Source organism: Serratia sp. 1D1416 (genome assembly GCF_003641105.1).
Lineage (GTDB): Bacteria > Pseudomonadota > Gammaproteobacteria > Enterobacterales > Enterobacteriaceae > Serratia > Serratia ficaria.
Genome location: NZ_CP032738.1, coordinates 4321785 through 4336783, shown reverse-complemented (window position 1 = coordinate 4336783; position 14999 = coordinate 4321785). Strand labels below are relative to the sequence as shown.

The 14999-nt window shown below is 63.8% G+C and carries 14 protein-coding genes and 1 pseudogene; 5 read left to right on the top strand and 10 right to left on the bottom strand.

Features of this window, described 5'->3' with window-relative positions; translation table 11 throughout:
- Positions 1-127: 127 nt before the first annotated feature.
- Genes D7I37_RS20935 through dalD form a run of 3 tightly spaced genes read right to left on the bottom strand, consistent with a single transcriptional unit; the run spans position 128 to position 4344 of the window.
- The gene (locus D7I37_RS20935; RefSeq protein ID WP_129544292.1) at positions 128-1423 is read right to left on the bottom strand and encodes an MFS transporter; all 1296 of its coding nucleotides are present in this window, start codon (positions 1421-1423) and stop codon (positions 128-130) included.
- Between the two features lie 54 nt (positions 1424-1477).
- A complete protein-coding gene (gene xylB / locus D7I37_RS20930; protein ID WP_061795179.1) occupies positions 1478-2950 on the bottom strand; it encodes a xylulokinase in 1473 nt (490 codons plus the stop codon).
- Between the two features lie 11 nt (positions 2951-2961).
- A complete protein-coding gene (dalD, locus tag D7I37_RS20925; protein ID WP_061795180.1) occupies positions 2962-4344 on the bottom strand; it encodes a D-arabinitol 4-dehydrogenase in 1383 nt (460 codons plus the stop codon).
- 193 nt (positions 4345-4537) lie between these two features.
- Here dalD and D7I37_RS20920 point away from each other — a divergent pair, with 193 nt between their 5' ends.
- Positions 4538-5485 (top strand): sugar-binding transcriptional regulator, encoded by a 948-nt coding sequence (locus D7I37_RS20920; protein WP_061795367.1) that lies wholly within the window; start codon positions 4538-4540, stop codon positions 5483-5485.
- Here D7I37_RS20920 and ogt read toward each other — a convergent pair.
- Both ogt and D7I37_RS20910 read right to left on the bottom strand, forming a co-directional pair.
- Positions 5482-6006, bottom strand: a complete 525-nt coding sequence (ogt, locus tag D7I37_RS20915; RefSeq protein ID WP_061795181.1) for a methylated-DNA--[protein]-cysteine S-methyltransferase — start codon at positions 6004-6006, stop codon at positions 5482-5484. The two genes, D7I37_RS20920 and ogt, sit on opposite strands and share 4 nt — an antisense overlap.
- Positions 6007-6101: 95 nt before the next feature.
- Positions 6102-6233 (bottom strand): annotated as a pseudogene (locus D7I37_RS20910) (class II fructose-bisphosphate aldolase); the annotation flags it as partial.
- A gap of 165 nt (positions 6234-6398) precedes the next feature.
- Here D7I37_RS20910 and olsF point away from each other — a divergent pair.
- From olsF to D7I37_RS20895, 3 genes are all read left to right on the top strand, one after another.
- Positions 6399-8120, top strand: a complete 1722-nt coding sequence (gene olsF, locus D7I37_RS20905) for an ornithine lipid synthase OlsF (protein WP_095097694.1) — start codon at positions 6399-6401, stop codon at positions 8118-8120.
- A 102-nt stretch (positions 8121-8222) separates the two neighbouring features.
- Positions 8223-9005 carry an N-formylglutamate amidohydrolase gene (locus D7I37_RS20900; RefSeq protein ID WP_129544291.1) on the top strand — a complete coding sequence of 261 codons (783 nt, stop codon included), beginning with the start codon at positions 8223-8225 and terminating at the stop codon, positions 9003-9005.
- 75 nt (positions 9006-9080) lie between these two features.
- Positions 9081-9794 (top strand): flagellar brake protein, encoded by a 714-nt coding sequence (locus D7I37_RS20895; protein WP_061795185.1) that lies wholly within the window; start codon positions 9081-9083, stop codon positions 9792-9794.
- A 33-nt stretch (positions 9795-9827) separates the two neighbouring features.
- On the opposite strand, the gene D7I37_RS20890 is transcribed toward D7I37_RS20895, so the two are convergent.
- Genes D7I37_RS20890 through D7I37_RS20880 form a run of 3 tightly spaced genes read right to left on the bottom strand, consistent with a single transcriptional unit; the run spans position 9828 to position 11634 of the window.
- Positions 9828-10667 (bottom strand): PfkB family carbohydrate kinase, encoded by an 840-nt coding sequence (locus tag D7I37_RS20890; RefSeq protein WP_095097691.1) that lies wholly within the window; start codon positions 10665-10667, stop codon positions 9828-9830.
- A gap of 2 nt (positions 10668-10669) precedes the next feature.
- Positions 10670-11383: a glutamine amidotransferase gene (locus tag D7I37_RS20885; RefSeq protein WP_061795187.1), complete on the bottom strand. Its 714-nt coding sequence runs from the start codon at positions 11381-11383 to the stop codon at positions 10670-10672.
- On the bottom strand, positions 11380-11634 hold the full coding sequence (locus D7I37_RS20880; RefSeq protein ID WP_061795188.1) for a hypothetical protein: 255 nt from the start codon (positions 11632-11634) through the stop codon (positions 11380-11382). Before D7I37_RS20880 ends, D7I37_RS20885 begins: the two co-directional genes overlap by 4 nt.
- A 67-nt stretch (positions 11635-11701) precedes the next feature.
- On the opposite strand from D7I37_RS20880, the gene D7I37_RS20875 reads away from it, so the two are divergent.
- The gene (locus tag D7I37_RS20875; protein WP_095097688.1) at positions 11702-12991 is read left to right on the top strand and encodes an aminotransferase class I/II-fold pyridoxal phosphate-dependent enzyme; all 1290 of its coding nucleotides are present in this window, start codon (positions 11702-11704) and stop codon (positions 12989-12991) included.
- Here the strand turns inward: D7I37_RS20875 and D7I37_RS20870 are convergent.
- Both D7I37_RS20870 and pbpG read right to left on the bottom strand, forming a co-directional pair.
- A complete protein-coding gene (locus D7I37_RS20870; RefSeq protein ID WP_095097685.1) occupies positions 12988-13974 on the bottom strand; it encodes an LLM class flavin-dependent oxidoreductase in 987 nt (328 codons plus the stop codon). The two genes, D7I37_RS20875 and D7I37_RS20870, sit on opposite strands and share 4 nt — an antisense overlap.
- A gap of 154 nt (positions 13975-14128) precedes the next feature.
- Positions 14129-14944 (bottom strand): D-alanyl-D-alanine endopeptidase, encoded by an 816-nt coding sequence (gene pbpG, locus D7I37_RS20865; protein ID WP_095097682.1) that lies wholly within the window; start codon positions 14942-14944, stop codon positions 14129-14131.
- Positions 14945-14999 lie beyond the last annotated feature (55 nt).

Here is a 14999-nt window from a genome sequence, read left to right as displayed (position 1 = left end):
GAAGATTATTCGCCGCCCGGTGAAAAACGGATGTGTTATTCTCTACTTGGCGCCGGCGGCGAAGGGGAGTAAACCGCGTTGGCCGCGGTTTATTTCGCTTGGTGTCGCTTGATATTTCACTCTGCGGTTAGCCGCGTTCGGAGCGCTCGGCCAGCGCTTCGGCGCTGGCAACATAGCGCGGCGCCGCGGCGTGCCCGGGCTGGTCGACCTTGACTATCAGCGTCAGCACCGCCGCCACCAGGTAGAGCGCGGTATATACCCACACCACGCCGACGATGTCGAAAAACGGCAGCACCAGGGAGGCGATCGCCGGGGCGGCGAAGTTGCTCAGGCCGGCGGAAAGGTTGTAAATGGACACCGCCGCGCCCTTGTGATTCGGCTCCAGCACCGGGAAGACCGCGGTCATCGGCACGAAGGCCGCCACCGTGATGCCCAGCATCACCGCCGGAATCAACGCCGCCCAAAAATTGTGGCCGAAGTGGACCGGCAGGTAGTAAAACGCCAGGCTGGAGATAGCGCAGCCGATACAGCCAAACCAGCGCACCTGGCGCATCCAGCCAATCTTTTCGCCCAGAATGCCCCACATCACGTTGGTGAAAATGGTGACGAAGAAGAATACCGCCCAGATCTGCAGCCACTCGGACATGCTGAAGCCCAGCCGGCCGACGAACAGCATCGGCATGATCACCGCGAAGCCGAACAGCGACAGGGTATTGATGATGCGGATCAGGCAAGACAGGAAAATATTGCGGTTGGTGAACAGAATGGTGACCGCGCGCGACAGCTCCTTCAGCTTCTCCTTCGGCGTCAGATCGGTTTTGCTGCCGGCCGTGCCGACGCGGCGCAGCAGCACCAGCGCCATCAGCCCGCCAACCGCCACCCAAACGATGGCGAACCACAGCGTGCCGGTCTCGCCGATCAGCGGAATGGTGAAGCTCGGCAGGTAGCTGCCGATACAGCCGATGCCAATCGAGTACATCGCCCAGAACCAGCCCATCGCCGACGAAAGCTGATGTTTCGGCACGTTCTGCACCACCAGCATCACGAACGAGTAGATAAACAGCGGATAGGCCAGGCCGCGCACCCCGTAGAACAGCAGCATCAGCGGGTAATTTTTCATGCCGAGCCCGAACAGCATAAACAGCGCATGCATCACCACCCAGAGAATGAAGCCGATGCGCATGGCTTTCTGCGGCGTGATGATCTCGGCCACCACGCCGGAGCTCCAGGCGGCGAGCGCGGCGGCCAGCCCATACAGGGTAAACACCAGCGCCGACTGCGTCGGAGAAAAGCCCATATCGGTGATGTGCTTGGACAGGAAGGCCATTTCAAAGCCGTCGCCGCTCATGAACACGGCGATGGCGATATAGCCCCACAGCAGGTTCATCGGCAGCCCGAACCAGTGTTTGTGCGGTTGTTGCATAGCAAACTCCTAGGCCGGCCTCAGCCGGCGGATGTAGGGACAGCGGTTTTATTGTTATTGGTGCCCGGCCTGGCGCAGCGCGAGCTGCTGTTGGTACAGCCGGCGATAGGTCGCCAGACGCGCGTCGAGCATCGGCTGCACGGCGCCGTCCGGCAGGAAACGCCGTTCGATCGGCGGCCGGCGGCACACCTCGGCTTCGGCGCCGCCGTCCGCCAGCTGGCCCAGCCGCGCCGCGCCCAGGGCGCCGCCGGCTTCGCCGCCCTGATGGGTGACGATCGGCAAATGGAGCGCGTCGGCCAACAGCTGCGCCCAGCGCTCGCTGCGGGCGCCGCCGCCAATCAGCGAGCATTGTTCCAGCCGGGTGCCGGCCTGTTGCATGACCGACAGCCCGTCCGCCATGCCGAACGCCACGCCTTCCAACACCGCATAGCCGAGCGCCGCCCGACGATGGGCATGCGTCAGGCCGTGAAACGCGCCGCTGGCCTGCGGATCGTTGTGCGGCGTGCGCTCGCCGGAAAGGTAGGGCAGAAACAGCGGCGCCTGGCGTTGTTCGGCCTGATCCAGCTGGGCGATTTCCGCCAGCAGCTGGATTTCGCTGCTGCCGGTCAGTTGGCAGAACCAGCGCAGGGCGCTGGCGGCGGTCAGCATGACGCTCATCTGGTGCCAGCGGTTCGGCAGCGTATGGCAGAATGCGTGCAGCGCCGAGTGCGGGTTGGGGCGGAAGCGATCGTTGACGGCGAACAGCACGCCCGAGGTGCCGAGCGAGATAAAGGCGTCGCCGGGATTGACCGCGCCGATGCCGACCGCGCTGGCGGCGTTGTCGCCGCCGCCGCCGGCGATGATCACGTCGTCGCTCAGCCCCCAGGCGCGGGCGATGTCGCCTTTCAATACCCCGGCCACCCGGCTGCCTTCTTCCAGCCGCGGCATCTGATCGCGCGTCAGGCCGCAGGCGGCCAGCAGGCTGTCGGACCAGTCGCGCTGCGCCACGTCCAGCCACAGGGTGCCGGCGGCGTCTGACATATCGGAAATTTTCTCGCCGCTCATCATCCAGCGCAGGTAATCCTTCGGCAGAAGCACGCAGGCGGTTTGCGCGAAAATTTCCGGCTCATGGCGCGCCACCCACAGCAGTTTCGGGGCGGTAAAGCCTGGCATCGCCAGATTGCCGGCGACGGCATGCAGATGGGGGGCGCTGCGCGTCAGCTGCAGGCACTGTTCCGCGCAGCGCCCGTCGTTCCATAAAATCGCCGGGCGCAGCACCCGGTTTTCGCTGTCCATCAGCACCGCGCCGTGCATCTGGCCAGACAGCCCGATAGCGCGGATGTGCGGCCAGCGCTGCGGGATTTTGGCGCGCAGCCGGGCGATCGCGCTCTGCGTCGCCCGCCACCAGTCCGCCGGGTTTTGTTCGGCCCACAGCGGATGGGGACGTTGCACCTCCAGCGTTTCACCGGCGCTGGCCAGCGGCGTGCCGCGTTCATCCACCACCATCGCTTTAATTTCCGAGGTGCCCAGATCGATTCCCAGATACATAACGTTCTCCGTCACTCGCCCAGCCAGCGGTTGACCCGCTCTACGGCGTGGCGCAGCAGTTGGGTAAACCCGGCGTTGTGGGCCAGTGCGCCGAACAGCGCCTCATCGGCGGCGTAAACCGCAAGCGGGTCGGCGGCCTCGAACATCCGCTGCACCGCCGGGGCATCCAGCATGCCGTCCTGATAGTCGTAAGGCAGGCGCCCCTGATGCCAGCGCCGCATAAAAACAAAGAACAGCGCCGGCAGCATGGCGGTGGCCTGCGGCGTTTCGCCGCGCTGGAAACACTCGCTGAGCGTCGGCACGATAAAACCGGGGATTTTTGAGAAGCCGTCGGCGGCCACGCGCTGGTTGGTGTCGCGGATATCGGGATTGCCAAAGCGTTCCAGAACCCGATCGCGATAGTCGGTCAGGTCGATCGGGCTGGGCGTCAGGCAAGGGATGACGTCCTGGGTGAGGTAGTCGCAGGCCATTTGGCGAATGGCGTCGGTCCGGGTGCTTTCATGAATGAAGCGTTGGCCGATCAGCGTGCCGGCCCAGGCGATGCAGCTGTGGCTGGCGTTGAGGATGCGGATCTTCGCCTCTTCGTAAGGCAGCACCGAATCGACCAGCTCGACGCCAACCTGTTCCAGCGCCGGTCGGCCTGCGGCGAAGTTATCCTCGATCACCCACTGAATGAAGGACTCCGCCATCACCGGCGCCCGGTCCTGAATGCCGGTGGCCTCGGCGACGCGTACCGCTACCTCTGGTGAAGGACGCGGCGTGATGCGATCGACCATGGTGTTGGGGCAGCGGGTGCAGCGTTCGATCCAGTCGATCAGCGCATCCTCGCGGCGCAGCTGAAGAAACTGCATCAGCCCCCGGCGGAAGCGGTCGCCGTTGTGCCGCAGGTTATCGCAGTTCAGCAAGGTGACGGGGTCACCATTGAGCTGCATTCTGCGCTGCAGCAGCTGGGTGAGCGCGCCATAAATGGTGCGGCAGGCGCCGTGCAGGTCGGCCTGGATATCGGCATGCTGCCGGTCGAGATTGAACTGATTGTCCAGGTAATAGCCGGCTTCGGTCACGGTGAAAGAGATCACCCGGGTTTCGGGCCGCGCGCCTTCGGCGGTCAGGGCCGCCAGTTCGGCATCCCAGGGGACGATGGTTTGAATCGAGGTGATGGTTTCATAGCTGCGCTCCCCGTGCGGCGTCACCGTTTCCAGCACGTACTCGCCGTGCTGGGCCTCAAGGGCCGCCAACAGCGGCGCGGCGTCGTCGCGGATATTGGCCAGCGCGATCGACCAGCGCCGATCGCCGGCGAGCCGCAGGCGATGCAGGTACCAGGCCTGATGCGCGCGGTGGAAAGAGCCGGCGCCGATGTGCAGCCAGACGGCAGGGGTGGAATGGGTTTGCGGCATAAAGATTCTCCGTGGATCCAAGATTATTTGGGCAAAGGCCCTTTTGTTGGGCAAATGCTCGGTCGATGCGCTGTAGCCTAATCAAACTTTTGCCCATTAAATGGGCTTTAGCTCACAAAAGTGTAAATTGGCACGCCACCGGGCCGGTGATGGCAGTAACATGGCGGCATGAGGCTTCATGGGCGAACGGCAGATGAGTAAACACGACAGGAAATTGGATCAGGCGGCGCGCGCCGCCTGGATGTATTACGTTGCGGGGCAGACCCAGCACGAGATCGCCGAGGCGCTTGGCGTCTCGCGGCAGGTGGCGCAGCGGTTGGTGGCCTGCGCCATCGACAACGGCCTGGTCAGCGTCAGCATCGCTCATCCGGTGGGCCGCAGCATGGAATTGGCCGCGCAGCTCGGCGCGCGTTATGGTCTGGCGCTCTGTCAGGTGGTGCCGAGCCAGGGCATGGACGGCGCCGGCATCAATCGGGCGGTGGCGGTGGCGGGCGCCGAGGTGATGGCGCAGTTTATCCGCAGCGAAGCGCCGCTGATTATCGGCGTGGGATCGGGGCGCAGCCTGAAGGCGGCGATCGACGAGTTGGCGGAGTATCAACGGCCGCAGCACAGCTGTGTTTCGCTGATCGGCGCCATTGCTTCGGACGGTTCCTGTACGCGTTACGACGTGCCGCTATGGATGGCGGAAAAAACCCAGGGGCGCTATTTCATCCTACCGGCGCCGCTGTTCGCCGACAGCGAGCAGGATCGCGCGCTGTGGTGCAACCACCGCATTTACCGCACGGTGAACGACAAGGCCAGCCAGGCGGACGTCACCTTTATCGGCATCGGCACCATCGGCGAACGCTGTCCGCTGCACCAGGATGGGTTTATCTCGTTGGAGGATGTGCAGCGGTTGACGGCGGCCAACGCGGTGGCGGAAATGCTGGGCCACTTTATCGACGCCGAGGGCGCGCGCGTCGCCAGCGATCTGGATGCGCGTCTGACCAGCGTCGGCCTGCGCCAGCGGCCGGAAAAGCCGGTGATCGCCTTGGCCGGCGGGCCGGAAAAACACCGCGCCATTCGCGCCGCGCTGGCCGGCCGCTGGATCAACGGGCTGGTGACCGACGAAGACAGCGCCCTGGCGCTGCTGGCGGATTAAAGCAGCGCTTTTGGCAGATAGCCTTCATGCTGCAGCAGCCATTGCTTGCGCTGCACGCCGCCGGCATAGCCGGTCAGGGCGCCCTGCGAACCGATCACCCGGTGGCAGGGCACCACGATGCTGATCGGGTTGGAGCCGTTGGCCATGCCGACCGCGCGCGAGGCGGTTGGCCGGCCGATGCGCTTGGCCAGCTCGCCGTAGGTGAGGATTTCGCCGCAGGGGATCTGGCGCAGCTGTTGCCAAACGGTGCGCTGGAATTCGGTGCCCGCGGTCATCACCGGCAGCCGGTCGATCACCGCCAGCTCCCCGGAAAAATAGCGCTGCATGGCCTCCGTCAGGCCGCCGGGATTACGCCGTTCGCGCAGTTGGAAACGGTCCGCCCGGTAATGGGTATTCAGCAGCTTCATCAGGCGCGCTTGGTGATCGGTCCAGTCGATAGCGCGCAGGCGGTCCTGCTCATCGGCGATCAGCACCAGTTCGCCCACCGGCGTGGCCATACGGTCAATTAAAAAAGTCTGCATCTGGATCACTCCTCTGTTCGATAGACCGATTATTGCATGAAACGCGGCGAAACGATGGCGAATTTCGGACATGCAGATGGGCGGCGCCGGGCTGCCCGCGCGTCGATCAATCGTTCGAAGTCCAGCCTGGGTTCGCCGTGGTACAGGCCGTGCGCTGAGCCGATCGCCACCGCCAGCGAGTCGATGCCGGTGGCGGCGACGAATTCGCGCGCCGCATCCGGATCGGTATCGCACGTGGTCAATCGGCAGCGAAAGTTCGGCTTTCGCTGCCTAATTCACCATTATTTGCTATACCTGATAGTCGAGGGATTTCATTTTTTTGTCATGTAACTGACACGTTAGAGTCATGCCTCTAGCTTAAGTTTGCAGCGACTAAGTCAGGAGATAACGCGATGTTCAGCCTGGATTCTCTGTTGCAAGACGCCTTTCCACACCGCAATACCCCCGCCTGGCAGCGTAGCCTGCTGAGAAGCCTTCTCTTCGAAAAAGAATTCAAACAGTTCGCCGTCGATTATCCCCATCTGAAAGGGTTGGACCTGATAGAACAGGTGGTGGTCCATTTCAACCTCAGCTGCGAGCTGGTGGACGGTGACCTGGAAAACATTCCCAGCCAGGGGCCGGTGGTGCTGGTGGCCAACCACCCGATCGGCTCGCTGGACGGGCTGGTGCTGCTGCGCGCCGTCGCCGCGGTGCGGCCGGACGTCAAAGTGGTCGCCAGCCAGCTGCTGACCTACATCGAACCGCTGCGCAGCCTGTTTGTGCCGGTGGACAACGTGGCGAACAAAACCAACCGCAAGCAAATCGAAGGCATGCAGCGCCAGTTGGATAACCAGGGCGCGCTGATCCTGTTCCCGGCCGGCGAAGTGTCGCGCATGAGCCCGAAAGGCATCCGCGACGGCCACTGGCATACCGGTTTCCTGCGCCTGGCCGCCAAGGCGCGCGCGCCGATCGTGCCGATCCACATCAGCGCGCGCAACAGCAATCTGTTCTACTTTACCTCGTTGGTTTATCGGCCGCTGTCGACGCTGCTGTTAGTGCGCGAAATGTTCCAGCAGCAGGGCGGGCGCATCAAAATCCGCATCGGCGGCCGCGTGCCGTTCGCCAACTGGCACGACGGCCACACCAGCGCCAAGGATCTGGCCGAACGCTTCCGTCGCCACGTGTATCGCCTGGGCCAGGGCAAACCGGGCCTGTTCGCCAGCGAGTCGCCAATCGCGCTGCCGGAGGATCGTCTGGAGCTGAAGAAAGCGCTGAGCCACTGCGAACGCTTGGGGGTGACGCCGGACGGAAAAACCATCTTCCTGTATCGCCGGCAGGATGAAGCGCGCACCCCGATCCTGCGCGAGCTGGGGCGGCTGCGGGAAATCGCCTTCCGCGCGGTGGGGGAAGGCTCCGGCCGCCGCCGCGATCTGGACAGCTATGACGACGACTATTATCACCTGGTGCTGTGGGACGAAGACGAGCTGGAAATCGTCGGCGCCTATCGGTTTATCCCGACCGCCGAACAGCTCGAGCGCAAGGGGCTGGAAAGCATCTACAGCAACAGCCTGTTTCACTACGATCGCGATATGGCGCCGATCCTGGCGCAGGGCATCGAGCTGGGGCGCAGCTTCATTCAGCCGGCCTACTGGGGCAAGCGCGGCCTGGACTACCTGTGGCTGGGCATCGGTGCCTACCTGGCGAAATACCCGCAGTACCGCTATCTGTTCGGTCCGGTGTCGATCTCCGGCGGCATGCCGCTGGCGGCGCGCGACCTGTTGATCGCCTTCTATCGCCTGTATTTCTCGCCGGATCAGGCGTTCGCGCAGTCGCGCCAGCCTTATCCCGCTTCGCTGCCGCAGGTGCTGGCGCAGTTCGCCGGCGACAACTACCAGGAAGATCTGGTGCGGTTGAAAAGCCTGCTCAGCAATATCGGCTGTTCGATCCCGACGTTGTACAAGCAGTACACCGAATTGTGCGAGCCGGGCGGGGTGCAGTTTATCGATTTCGGCACGGATCCGGCGTTCAACAACTGCATCGACGGGCTGGTGCTGGTGGATACCACGCGCCTCAAACCGGCGCGCTACCAGCGTTACATTGCGGTGCATCAGCCGCAGGCGGCGGACGCAGTGTGACCGGCCGCACACTCATGCCTTTTTGATCTAAGCCCCGGCTTGGGGCCGGCGGCGAGATAGCGCTACGATAGACGTTTTGTTATCGAGCCGCCGGAGCTTGCCATGTCGCAGTCATTTATCCCGCCACTGTTATCCGCCGAGGAACCGCCTGCGGTGGCCGTTGAAACTCCGCAGGGCGCGGCGCCGTTTTTGTTGCTGTGCGATCACGCCGGCCAGGCGATACCCCGGCGGTTGGGCGGTCTGGGCCTGCCGCCGGGCGAGATCGACCGCCATATCGGCTGGGACATCGGCGCGTTGAGCGTTTCCCGTCATCTGAGCCGCCATCTGGACGCCACGCTGATACACCAGCGCTACTCCCGGCTGGTGATCGACTGCAACCGCGCGCCGGGCATCGCCAGTTCGATCCCGCAGCTGTCCGAGCTGACGCCGATCCCCGGCAATATCGGCATCGACGCCGAGCACGCGCTGGCGCGTGAGCGCGAAATCTTCCTGCCTTACCACCGCGCCATCGACGATCACCTCGGCGAGCGCCACATGCGCCAACGTCCCACCGCCATTATCGCCATGCACAGCTTTACGCCGGTCTTCAAAGGCGACGCGCGGCCCTGGCCGGTGGGGCTGCTGTTCAACCGCCAGCCCGAGTTTGCGCATTTGCTGGCCGAACTGCTGCGGGAGGAAGGGGATCTGCAGGTCGGCGTCAACCAACCTTACGCCATGACCGACGCCACCGACTATACGCTGCCGGTCCACGCGGAACGCCGCGGTTTGCCTTACGTGGGCATTGAAATTCGCCAGGATCTGATCGCCGACGAGCGGGGCCAGCAGGCCTGGGCGAAGCGCCTGGCGCGCCTGCTGCCGCAGGCCTGGCTGCGCTGGCAAATTTGACTTTAGGAATATTCCCAGAGATGATATCCGTAAGGATTTTGTCATCCCCCAGTGGGAATAGGTCAGGAGAGACGTGTGGAACACAGCGATAGCGGACTGTTTATCAAACGGGAGCGTTTTGAGGTTCTGGCGATTTTGCGCGAAATTTGCAAACAACGCACGCCGCTGCGTGTGGAGAGCCAGCAACAGCGGTTTCAGAGTCTGCTATTGAGCGTCGGGGCGGACAACATCGTATTCAGCGGCGACGAGAACCAGCCGACGATCGACGGCGAATTCACCATCGTGATTGAAAGCCACGACGCCAAAATTGAGTTTGCGGTCGGCCAGCCGCAGATGACCGAACATCAGGGCGTCGCCGCCTGTTCGACCCGCCTGCCGCAGGAGCTGGTCTATATTCAGCGCCGGCGTCAGTTCCGCATTACCACGCCGCACTGGCGCGAGTTTCTGTGCACCGGCGAATACCCGGACGGCACGCCGTATCAACTGCGCATACATGATCTTTCCGCCGGCGGCGTCGGCCTGCGTTTCGACGGCGAGGTGCCGGCGTTTCTCCAGCCGGGTTTGCTGCTGCAAAAAGCGCAGCTGGATCTCGGCAGCTACGGCAGCTTCAAGGTAAATATGGAGCTGGTGGTGGTTAATGCCGATCGGGAAGTGGACGACCACGACCAGGTGGTGCATTTTTCGCGCCTGTCGTGCCGTTTTCTCAAGCTCGGGCTGGCGACGGAAAGGAAAATCCAGAGCGCGGTGTTTGCCTTCGAACTGGATTTCAACAAGAAAAAGAAACGCTGATCTTCCGCTGGGGCAGCGGGCTGCCCCGATGCTTCACTTCAACGCGCGCAGGCTGCCAATTTCTTCCCAGCCAAAATGCGCCGCCTCGGCCAACACCTCACAGACTTCATCGCCGGCGATCGCGATCGCCTCGCTGAGGCTTTTGCCCAGCAGCAGGTGGCTGACCAGCAGCGCGGTGAACAGGTCGCCGGTGCCCTTGGCCGCCGATGCGATCTTCGGATGGCTGTAGCTTCGCACCTCATCCCGGCTGACCAGCAGCAAACCCACCCGACTCTCGTTTTCCGCCACGCCCGGCGCGCTGGTGACCAGCACCCATTCGGTGGTGTCGTTCAGCAACGCCTGCGCGGCGCGTTGGGTCTGTTCGCGGCTGGACAGGCTGTGCCCGCACAGCTGCTCCAGCTCGAAGCCGTTCGGCGTCAGGCCGTTGGCCAGGTGCAAAAACGGCGAACGATAGCAGTCGACGAGGCGCCGATCGACGTAAATGCCTTCGCCGTAGTCGCCCATCACCGGATCGATATAGATTTTTATCTGCGGATTGATCGCGCGCACGCGTTGCAGCCAGTCGGCCAGAATATGGCACTGCATCACCTCGCCTAAATAGCCGACGATCACCGCCCGGGTGCGTTCCATCACCCCGCGTTCAATCAGGTCATCGAGAAAGCCGGCGAACCATTCCTGCGGAATGGCGCCGCCGTGCGGCCGGCCGTAATAGGGCGGGCAACCGAACAGCACGCTGGGTACCTGCAGCGCTTCCAGCCCCTTTTTCAGCAGGGTGCGGTAGGCGATGCCGTTGCCGACGCTGCCATACACCACCTGGGACTGAATGCTGATCACGTCGATCGGCGGCGAACGCCGTTGAGAAGCCTGTTGCATGGTCACTTCCTTTGTTCGTATTTATCCAGCCAGCGCTGGAACACCTGCCGGGCGCGCTGCTCCAGCCGCGGGCCGTGCCGTTCGGCCTGATCGCGCAGATCCTGCGGATCGATGCCGGCCTGCGCCAGCTCGCAGGCATGGCCGATCAGCCAGCGTTCGATATCGCGATAGTCGGCTTCCAGATGGAACTGCAGGCCCAGAGCGAAGTCCTGATAGTCAAACGCCTGATGCGGGCAGACTGCGGTACCCGCCAGGCGGCGGGCGCCGGCGGGGATCATGAACATATCGCCATGCCAGTGCAGCACCGGCGTGTCCGCCAGCGGCGCCAGCACCGAGTCGCCGTCCGCCGCCAGCGTCAGCGGCGCATAGCCGATCTCTTTGACCCCCAGCGAAACCACGTCGGCGCCCAGCGCCTGGGCTACCACCTGCGCGCCCAGGCATACGCCGAGGGTGGCCTGTCGCCGTGCCATACGCTGTTGCACCAGCGCCAGCTGATGATCGAGAAAGTCGTAGCGCAGCTCGCCGGAAAAATGCTGCGCGGCGCTGATCGGCCCGCCGAGCACCACCAGCAGATCGACGTTCTCATTATTGATAGCACGGATATCATCCCGGCCTGCATCATAATAATCAATCTGATAACCGCGCAGCGACAGCAGCGAGCCTAAAATGCCCAAATTTTCGAAATTGACGTGCCGAATGGCGACCACTTTCTTCATGGTTGTTCCTCCTCAACGGCGGGGCAAGGCGCCAGCACCCACGATTCTCCCAGGACGACAATGCCCTGATTGCCGCTCTGATAGAGCATTTTGCGTTCGCTAACCTGGCTGATTTGCAGCTGGTAGCCCTGGGTTGCCGGGAACAGCGCGCGGGCCTGCTCCAGTTGGCCGGCGGCCCAGGGGGTGAACATCTGCAGGCGGCCGAAGGCCTTTCCTGCATACTGAATGTCGAGCACGTAATGTTTATCCACAATGACCCTTACCTTTAGCCGCAGAAGCTGATATTCTGATTTGAACTAGTACAAAAAGGTTTTATGTATGAGTTTATTGTATGCAAAAGGCGGCGGCGCTGTCCAGATTGCTGAACAGATCGGCGCACGCATCAAAAGCGGCGAGCTGCGGCCGGGCGAACTGTTGCCGCCGGTGCGGCAGCTGGCGGCGGAGCTGGCGGTGAACCCCAACACCGTCGCCAGCGCCTACGCCAGGCTGCGCGACGCCGGGTTGGTCGCCACCCGCGGGCGCGCCGGAACGCGGGTGCTGGAACGGCCGCTGACGGCGGTGAACCCGGCGCCGCAGGTGCCGCCGGGGCTGCGCGACCTGGCCAGCGGCAATCTGGATGCCGCGCTGCTGCCGGCGCTGGGCGTGCAGGACGTTTTTCCGCAGCAAAGCGGTTATGACATCAGCGGCGATCTGCCGGCGCTTTGCACGCTGACCGCTGACTGGCTGCAGGCGCAGGGCGTGGCGTTGTCCGAGCCGGCGGTGTTTTCCGGCGCGCTGAGCGCGATTGAGAAAGCGCTGCGCAGCCATGCCCAGCCGGGTGAGGCGGTGTGGGTGGAAGATCCCTGCTGGCCGCCGCTGCTGACGCTGCTGCGGCATTTGCGCCTGCGGCCGCTGCCGCTGGCGATGGATCGGCAAGGCTGCCGGCTGCCGGAGAACCAGGCGGCATGCGCGGTGATCCTGACGCCGCGGGCGCAAAATCCGACCGGCATTTCTCTCAGCGCCGGGCGGGCGCAGGAGTGGCGCGCATTTCTGGCGCGCCACAGCGGCTGTCTGGCGATCGTCGACGATTTTTGGGGCCCGCTGTCGCAACAGCCGCTGCATCTGCCGTTCGACGGCGATCGCGGGCTGTACCTGCTGTCGCTGAGCAAGTTTCTCAGCCCGGACCTGCGCATTGCGCTGGCCTGCGGCAATCCGCAGCTGTTGCAGGCGATGCGCGCCGACCGCTACATCAGCGAACGCTGGGTCAGCCACATTCTGCAGCAGATTGCCGCCAGGCTCTGGGAGCAGGCGCAGCGGGATGGGGGGCTGCTGCGGGCGCGGCAGGCGTATCAGGCCCGGCGCGAAGCGCTGACCCAGCGGTTGAATGTCTTGAGCCCGCTGAGCGTGCCGGTGGGAGAAGGGTTGCATCTGTGGCTGCCGGTGCGCTCGGAAACCGCCGCCGCCCAGCTGATGGCGCAGCGCGGCTGGTTGGTGCAGGGCGGGGAGCCTTTCCGCCTGAAGAGCGGCCCGGCGATCCGCGTCAGCCTGGCCAACGTCGGCCTGGAACGATTGGCGCAGCTGGCGCAGGATTTGACCGATGCGTTGAGCGCCGGCGTGGCGGTCAACTAGGCCGGCGTCAGGTTTTCCTGCGCCAACAGCCGCAGAGAGGCCAAACGGGCGGCGGGCTCGCCGATCGGGGTATCGATGATGAATTCGTCCACGGCGTATTGCCGCTGCAGCTGGTCCAGCTGTTGACGCACCTGTCGCGCGGTGCCCAGCAGAATATGGCTCTCGCGCGGTTCGATGCGATATTCGGTCGCGCCGGCCTGCTGCACAAAGCTTTCCGCCTGTTCCAGACTGCCGACGGTCACGCTTTGCGCGCCGGTGACGTGCACCCGATATTGCTGGATCCCCGCCGCCAACGTTGCCGCCTGTTCGGCGCTTTCCGCGACAATCACCGCCACCGCCAGCAGCGCTTTGCGTCCGCCGCTCAGCGCCGCGTACTGCGCCAGCGCGCGTTGGATATCCTGCGGATTGCCGTTCAGATGGGCGGCGAACACAAAGGCCCAGCCCTGTTCCGCCGCCAGCCGGGCGCTTTCTTCGCTGGCGCCGAGCAGAAAACGTTGAGCGGGCTGCGGCGGCAGCGGGGTGGCGCTCAGGCCCGGCTGCGCATCGTCATTCAGATGAGCGGTAAGCTGGGCCAGCTGCTCGGGAAAGCCCGGCTTGCGCTGCCGATCGTGGGCGGCCTGCAGCGCCTGGGTGGCAAGCGGCAGGCCGCCCGGCGCCTTGCCCACCCCGAGATCGACCCGGCCCGGCGCCAGCGCCGCCAGCAGATTGAAGTTTTCCGCCACTTTATAGGCGCTGTAATGCTGCAGCATCACGCCGCCGGAGCCGATGCGAATGTGCGAGGTTTGCCCCAGCAGGTAGGCGATTAGCACCTCCGGCGACGGGCAGGCGAGCTGCGGGGTATTGTGGTGTTCCGCCAGCCAGAAACGGCGATAGCCCCAGCTTTCCGCCTGCTGCGCCAGATGCCGCGTGCGCGCCAACGCCTGCGCGGCGCTTTCTCCTTCGGCAATCGGACTTTTTTCCAATATGCTCAGGGCATAAGCCATTTTCCCGCTCCTTTGTCATCAGTTATCCATGACAAATACCATGGGCATCGCCGGCGGCTTAATACTGATTGGAGATAGGATATTCCATTGATACAAAACGAATTTAGATATGCGGCTGGCGGTAAAGGGCGCGCCATCAGCGCGCCCCGGGCGCTCAGGACGCCAGCCAGGCCTTCAGGCGAACGGCGTCGCTGTAGTGGCCGTAGCGCTGCGGCGAGCCGAGCAGGATCATCACCACCGGCTGGCCGTTGATCACCGTGCGCATCACCAGACAGTGGCCGGCTTCGTCGGTAAAGCCGGTCTTTTGCAACTGAATTTTCCAGGCCGGGTTGTTGATCAGCCCGTTGGAGCTGCGGTACACCAGTTGGCCGCGGCCCGGCCGCACGATCTGCTGTTTGTCGGTGCTGAAGCGGCGAATGGTCTGGTAGCGGTAGGCGTGATTGACCATCTGCAGCAGATCCCTGGCGCTGGCGACGTTGCGCGGCGTCAGACCGGTCGGATCGTAGAAGCGGGCGCGCTTCATGCCGATGGCGCGCGCCTTGCGGTTCATTTTCGCCACAAAGGCCTTGCGCCCGCCGGGATAGTTGCGGCTCAGCGCCGAAGCGGCGCGGTTTTCCGACGACATCAGCGCGATATGCAGCATATCGCGGCGGCTGAGGGTGGAACCTATGGTCAACCGCGAATGGGTTTTCTTCAGCAGGTCGCGATCGGCGGGGGTGACCCGCATCTTGTTGCCCAACGGGCGTTTGGCGTCGAGCGTCACCATGGCGGTCATCAGCTTGGTCAGCGAAGCGATGGGCAGCACGCGGTTGGCTTGTTTTTGATAGAGGACTTTACCGGTACGTGGGTTGACCACCAGCGCGGCCTTGGAATTCAGCACCGGCGGTGCGGCGGCGTGGGCCTGAGACAGGGCGGCCAACAGGCCGAGGAACAGCACGAGAACACGAGAAAAAGGTTTGGATAAAAACATGGCGACCGCAACTATGACCCTAAGTGATTAATAAATACCGGTAAGAGTCTGAGCA

What these genes read in the sequence shown, in the direction of transcription:
- D7I37_RS20935 (WP_129544292.1), bottom strand. Translation starts at nt 1,423, where the DNA reads ATGCAACAACCGCACAAACACTGGTTCGGGCTGCCGATGAACCTGCTG.
- xylB (WP_061795179.1), bottom strand. Translation starts at nt 2,950, where the DNA reads ATGTATCTGGGAATCGATCTGGGCACCTCGGAAATTAAAGCGATGGTG.
- dalD (WP_061795180.1), bottom strand. Translation starts at nt 4,344, where the DNA reads ATGCCGCAAACCCATTCCACCCCTGCCGTCTGGCTGCACATCGGCGCC.
- D7I37_RS20920 (WP_061795367.1), top strand. Translation starts at nt 4,538, where the DNA reads ATGAGTAAACACGACAGGAAATTGGATCAGGCGGCGCGCGCCGCCTGG.
- ogt (WP_061795181.1), bottom strand. Translation starts at nt 6,006, where the DNA reads ATGCAGACTTTTTTAATTGACCGTATGGCCACGCCGGTGGGCGAACTG.
- olsF (WP_095097694.1), top strand. Translation starts at nt 6,399, where the DNA reads ATGTTCAGCCTGGATTCTCTGTTGCAAGACGCCTTTCCACACCGCAAT.
- D7I37_RS20900 (WP_129544291.1), top strand. Translation starts at nt 8,223, where the DNA reads ATGTCGCAGTCATTTATCCCGCCACTGTTATCCGCCGAGGAACCGCCT.
- D7I37_RS20890 (WP_095097691.1), bottom strand. Translation starts at nt 10,667, where the DNA reads ATGCAACAGGCTTCTCAACGGCGTTCGCCGCCGATCGACGTGATCAGC.
- D7I37_RS20885 (WP_061795187.1), bottom strand. Translation starts at nt 11,383, where the DNA reads ATGAAGAAAGTGGTCGCCATTCGGCACGTCAATTTCGAAAATTTGGGC.
- D7I37_RS20875 (WP_095097688.1), top strand. Translation starts at nt 11,702, where the DNA reads ATGAGTTTATTGTATGCAAAAGGCGGCGGCGCTGTCCAGATTGCTGAA.
- D7I37_RS20870 (WP_095097685.1), bottom strand. Translation starts at nt 13,974, where the DNA reads ATGGCTTATGCCCTGAGCATATTGGAAAAAAGTCCGATTGCCGAAGGA.
- pbpG (WP_095097682.1), bottom strand. Translation starts at nt 14,944, where the DNA reads ATGTTTTTATCCAAACCTTTTTCTCGTGTTCTCGTGCTGTTCCTCGGC.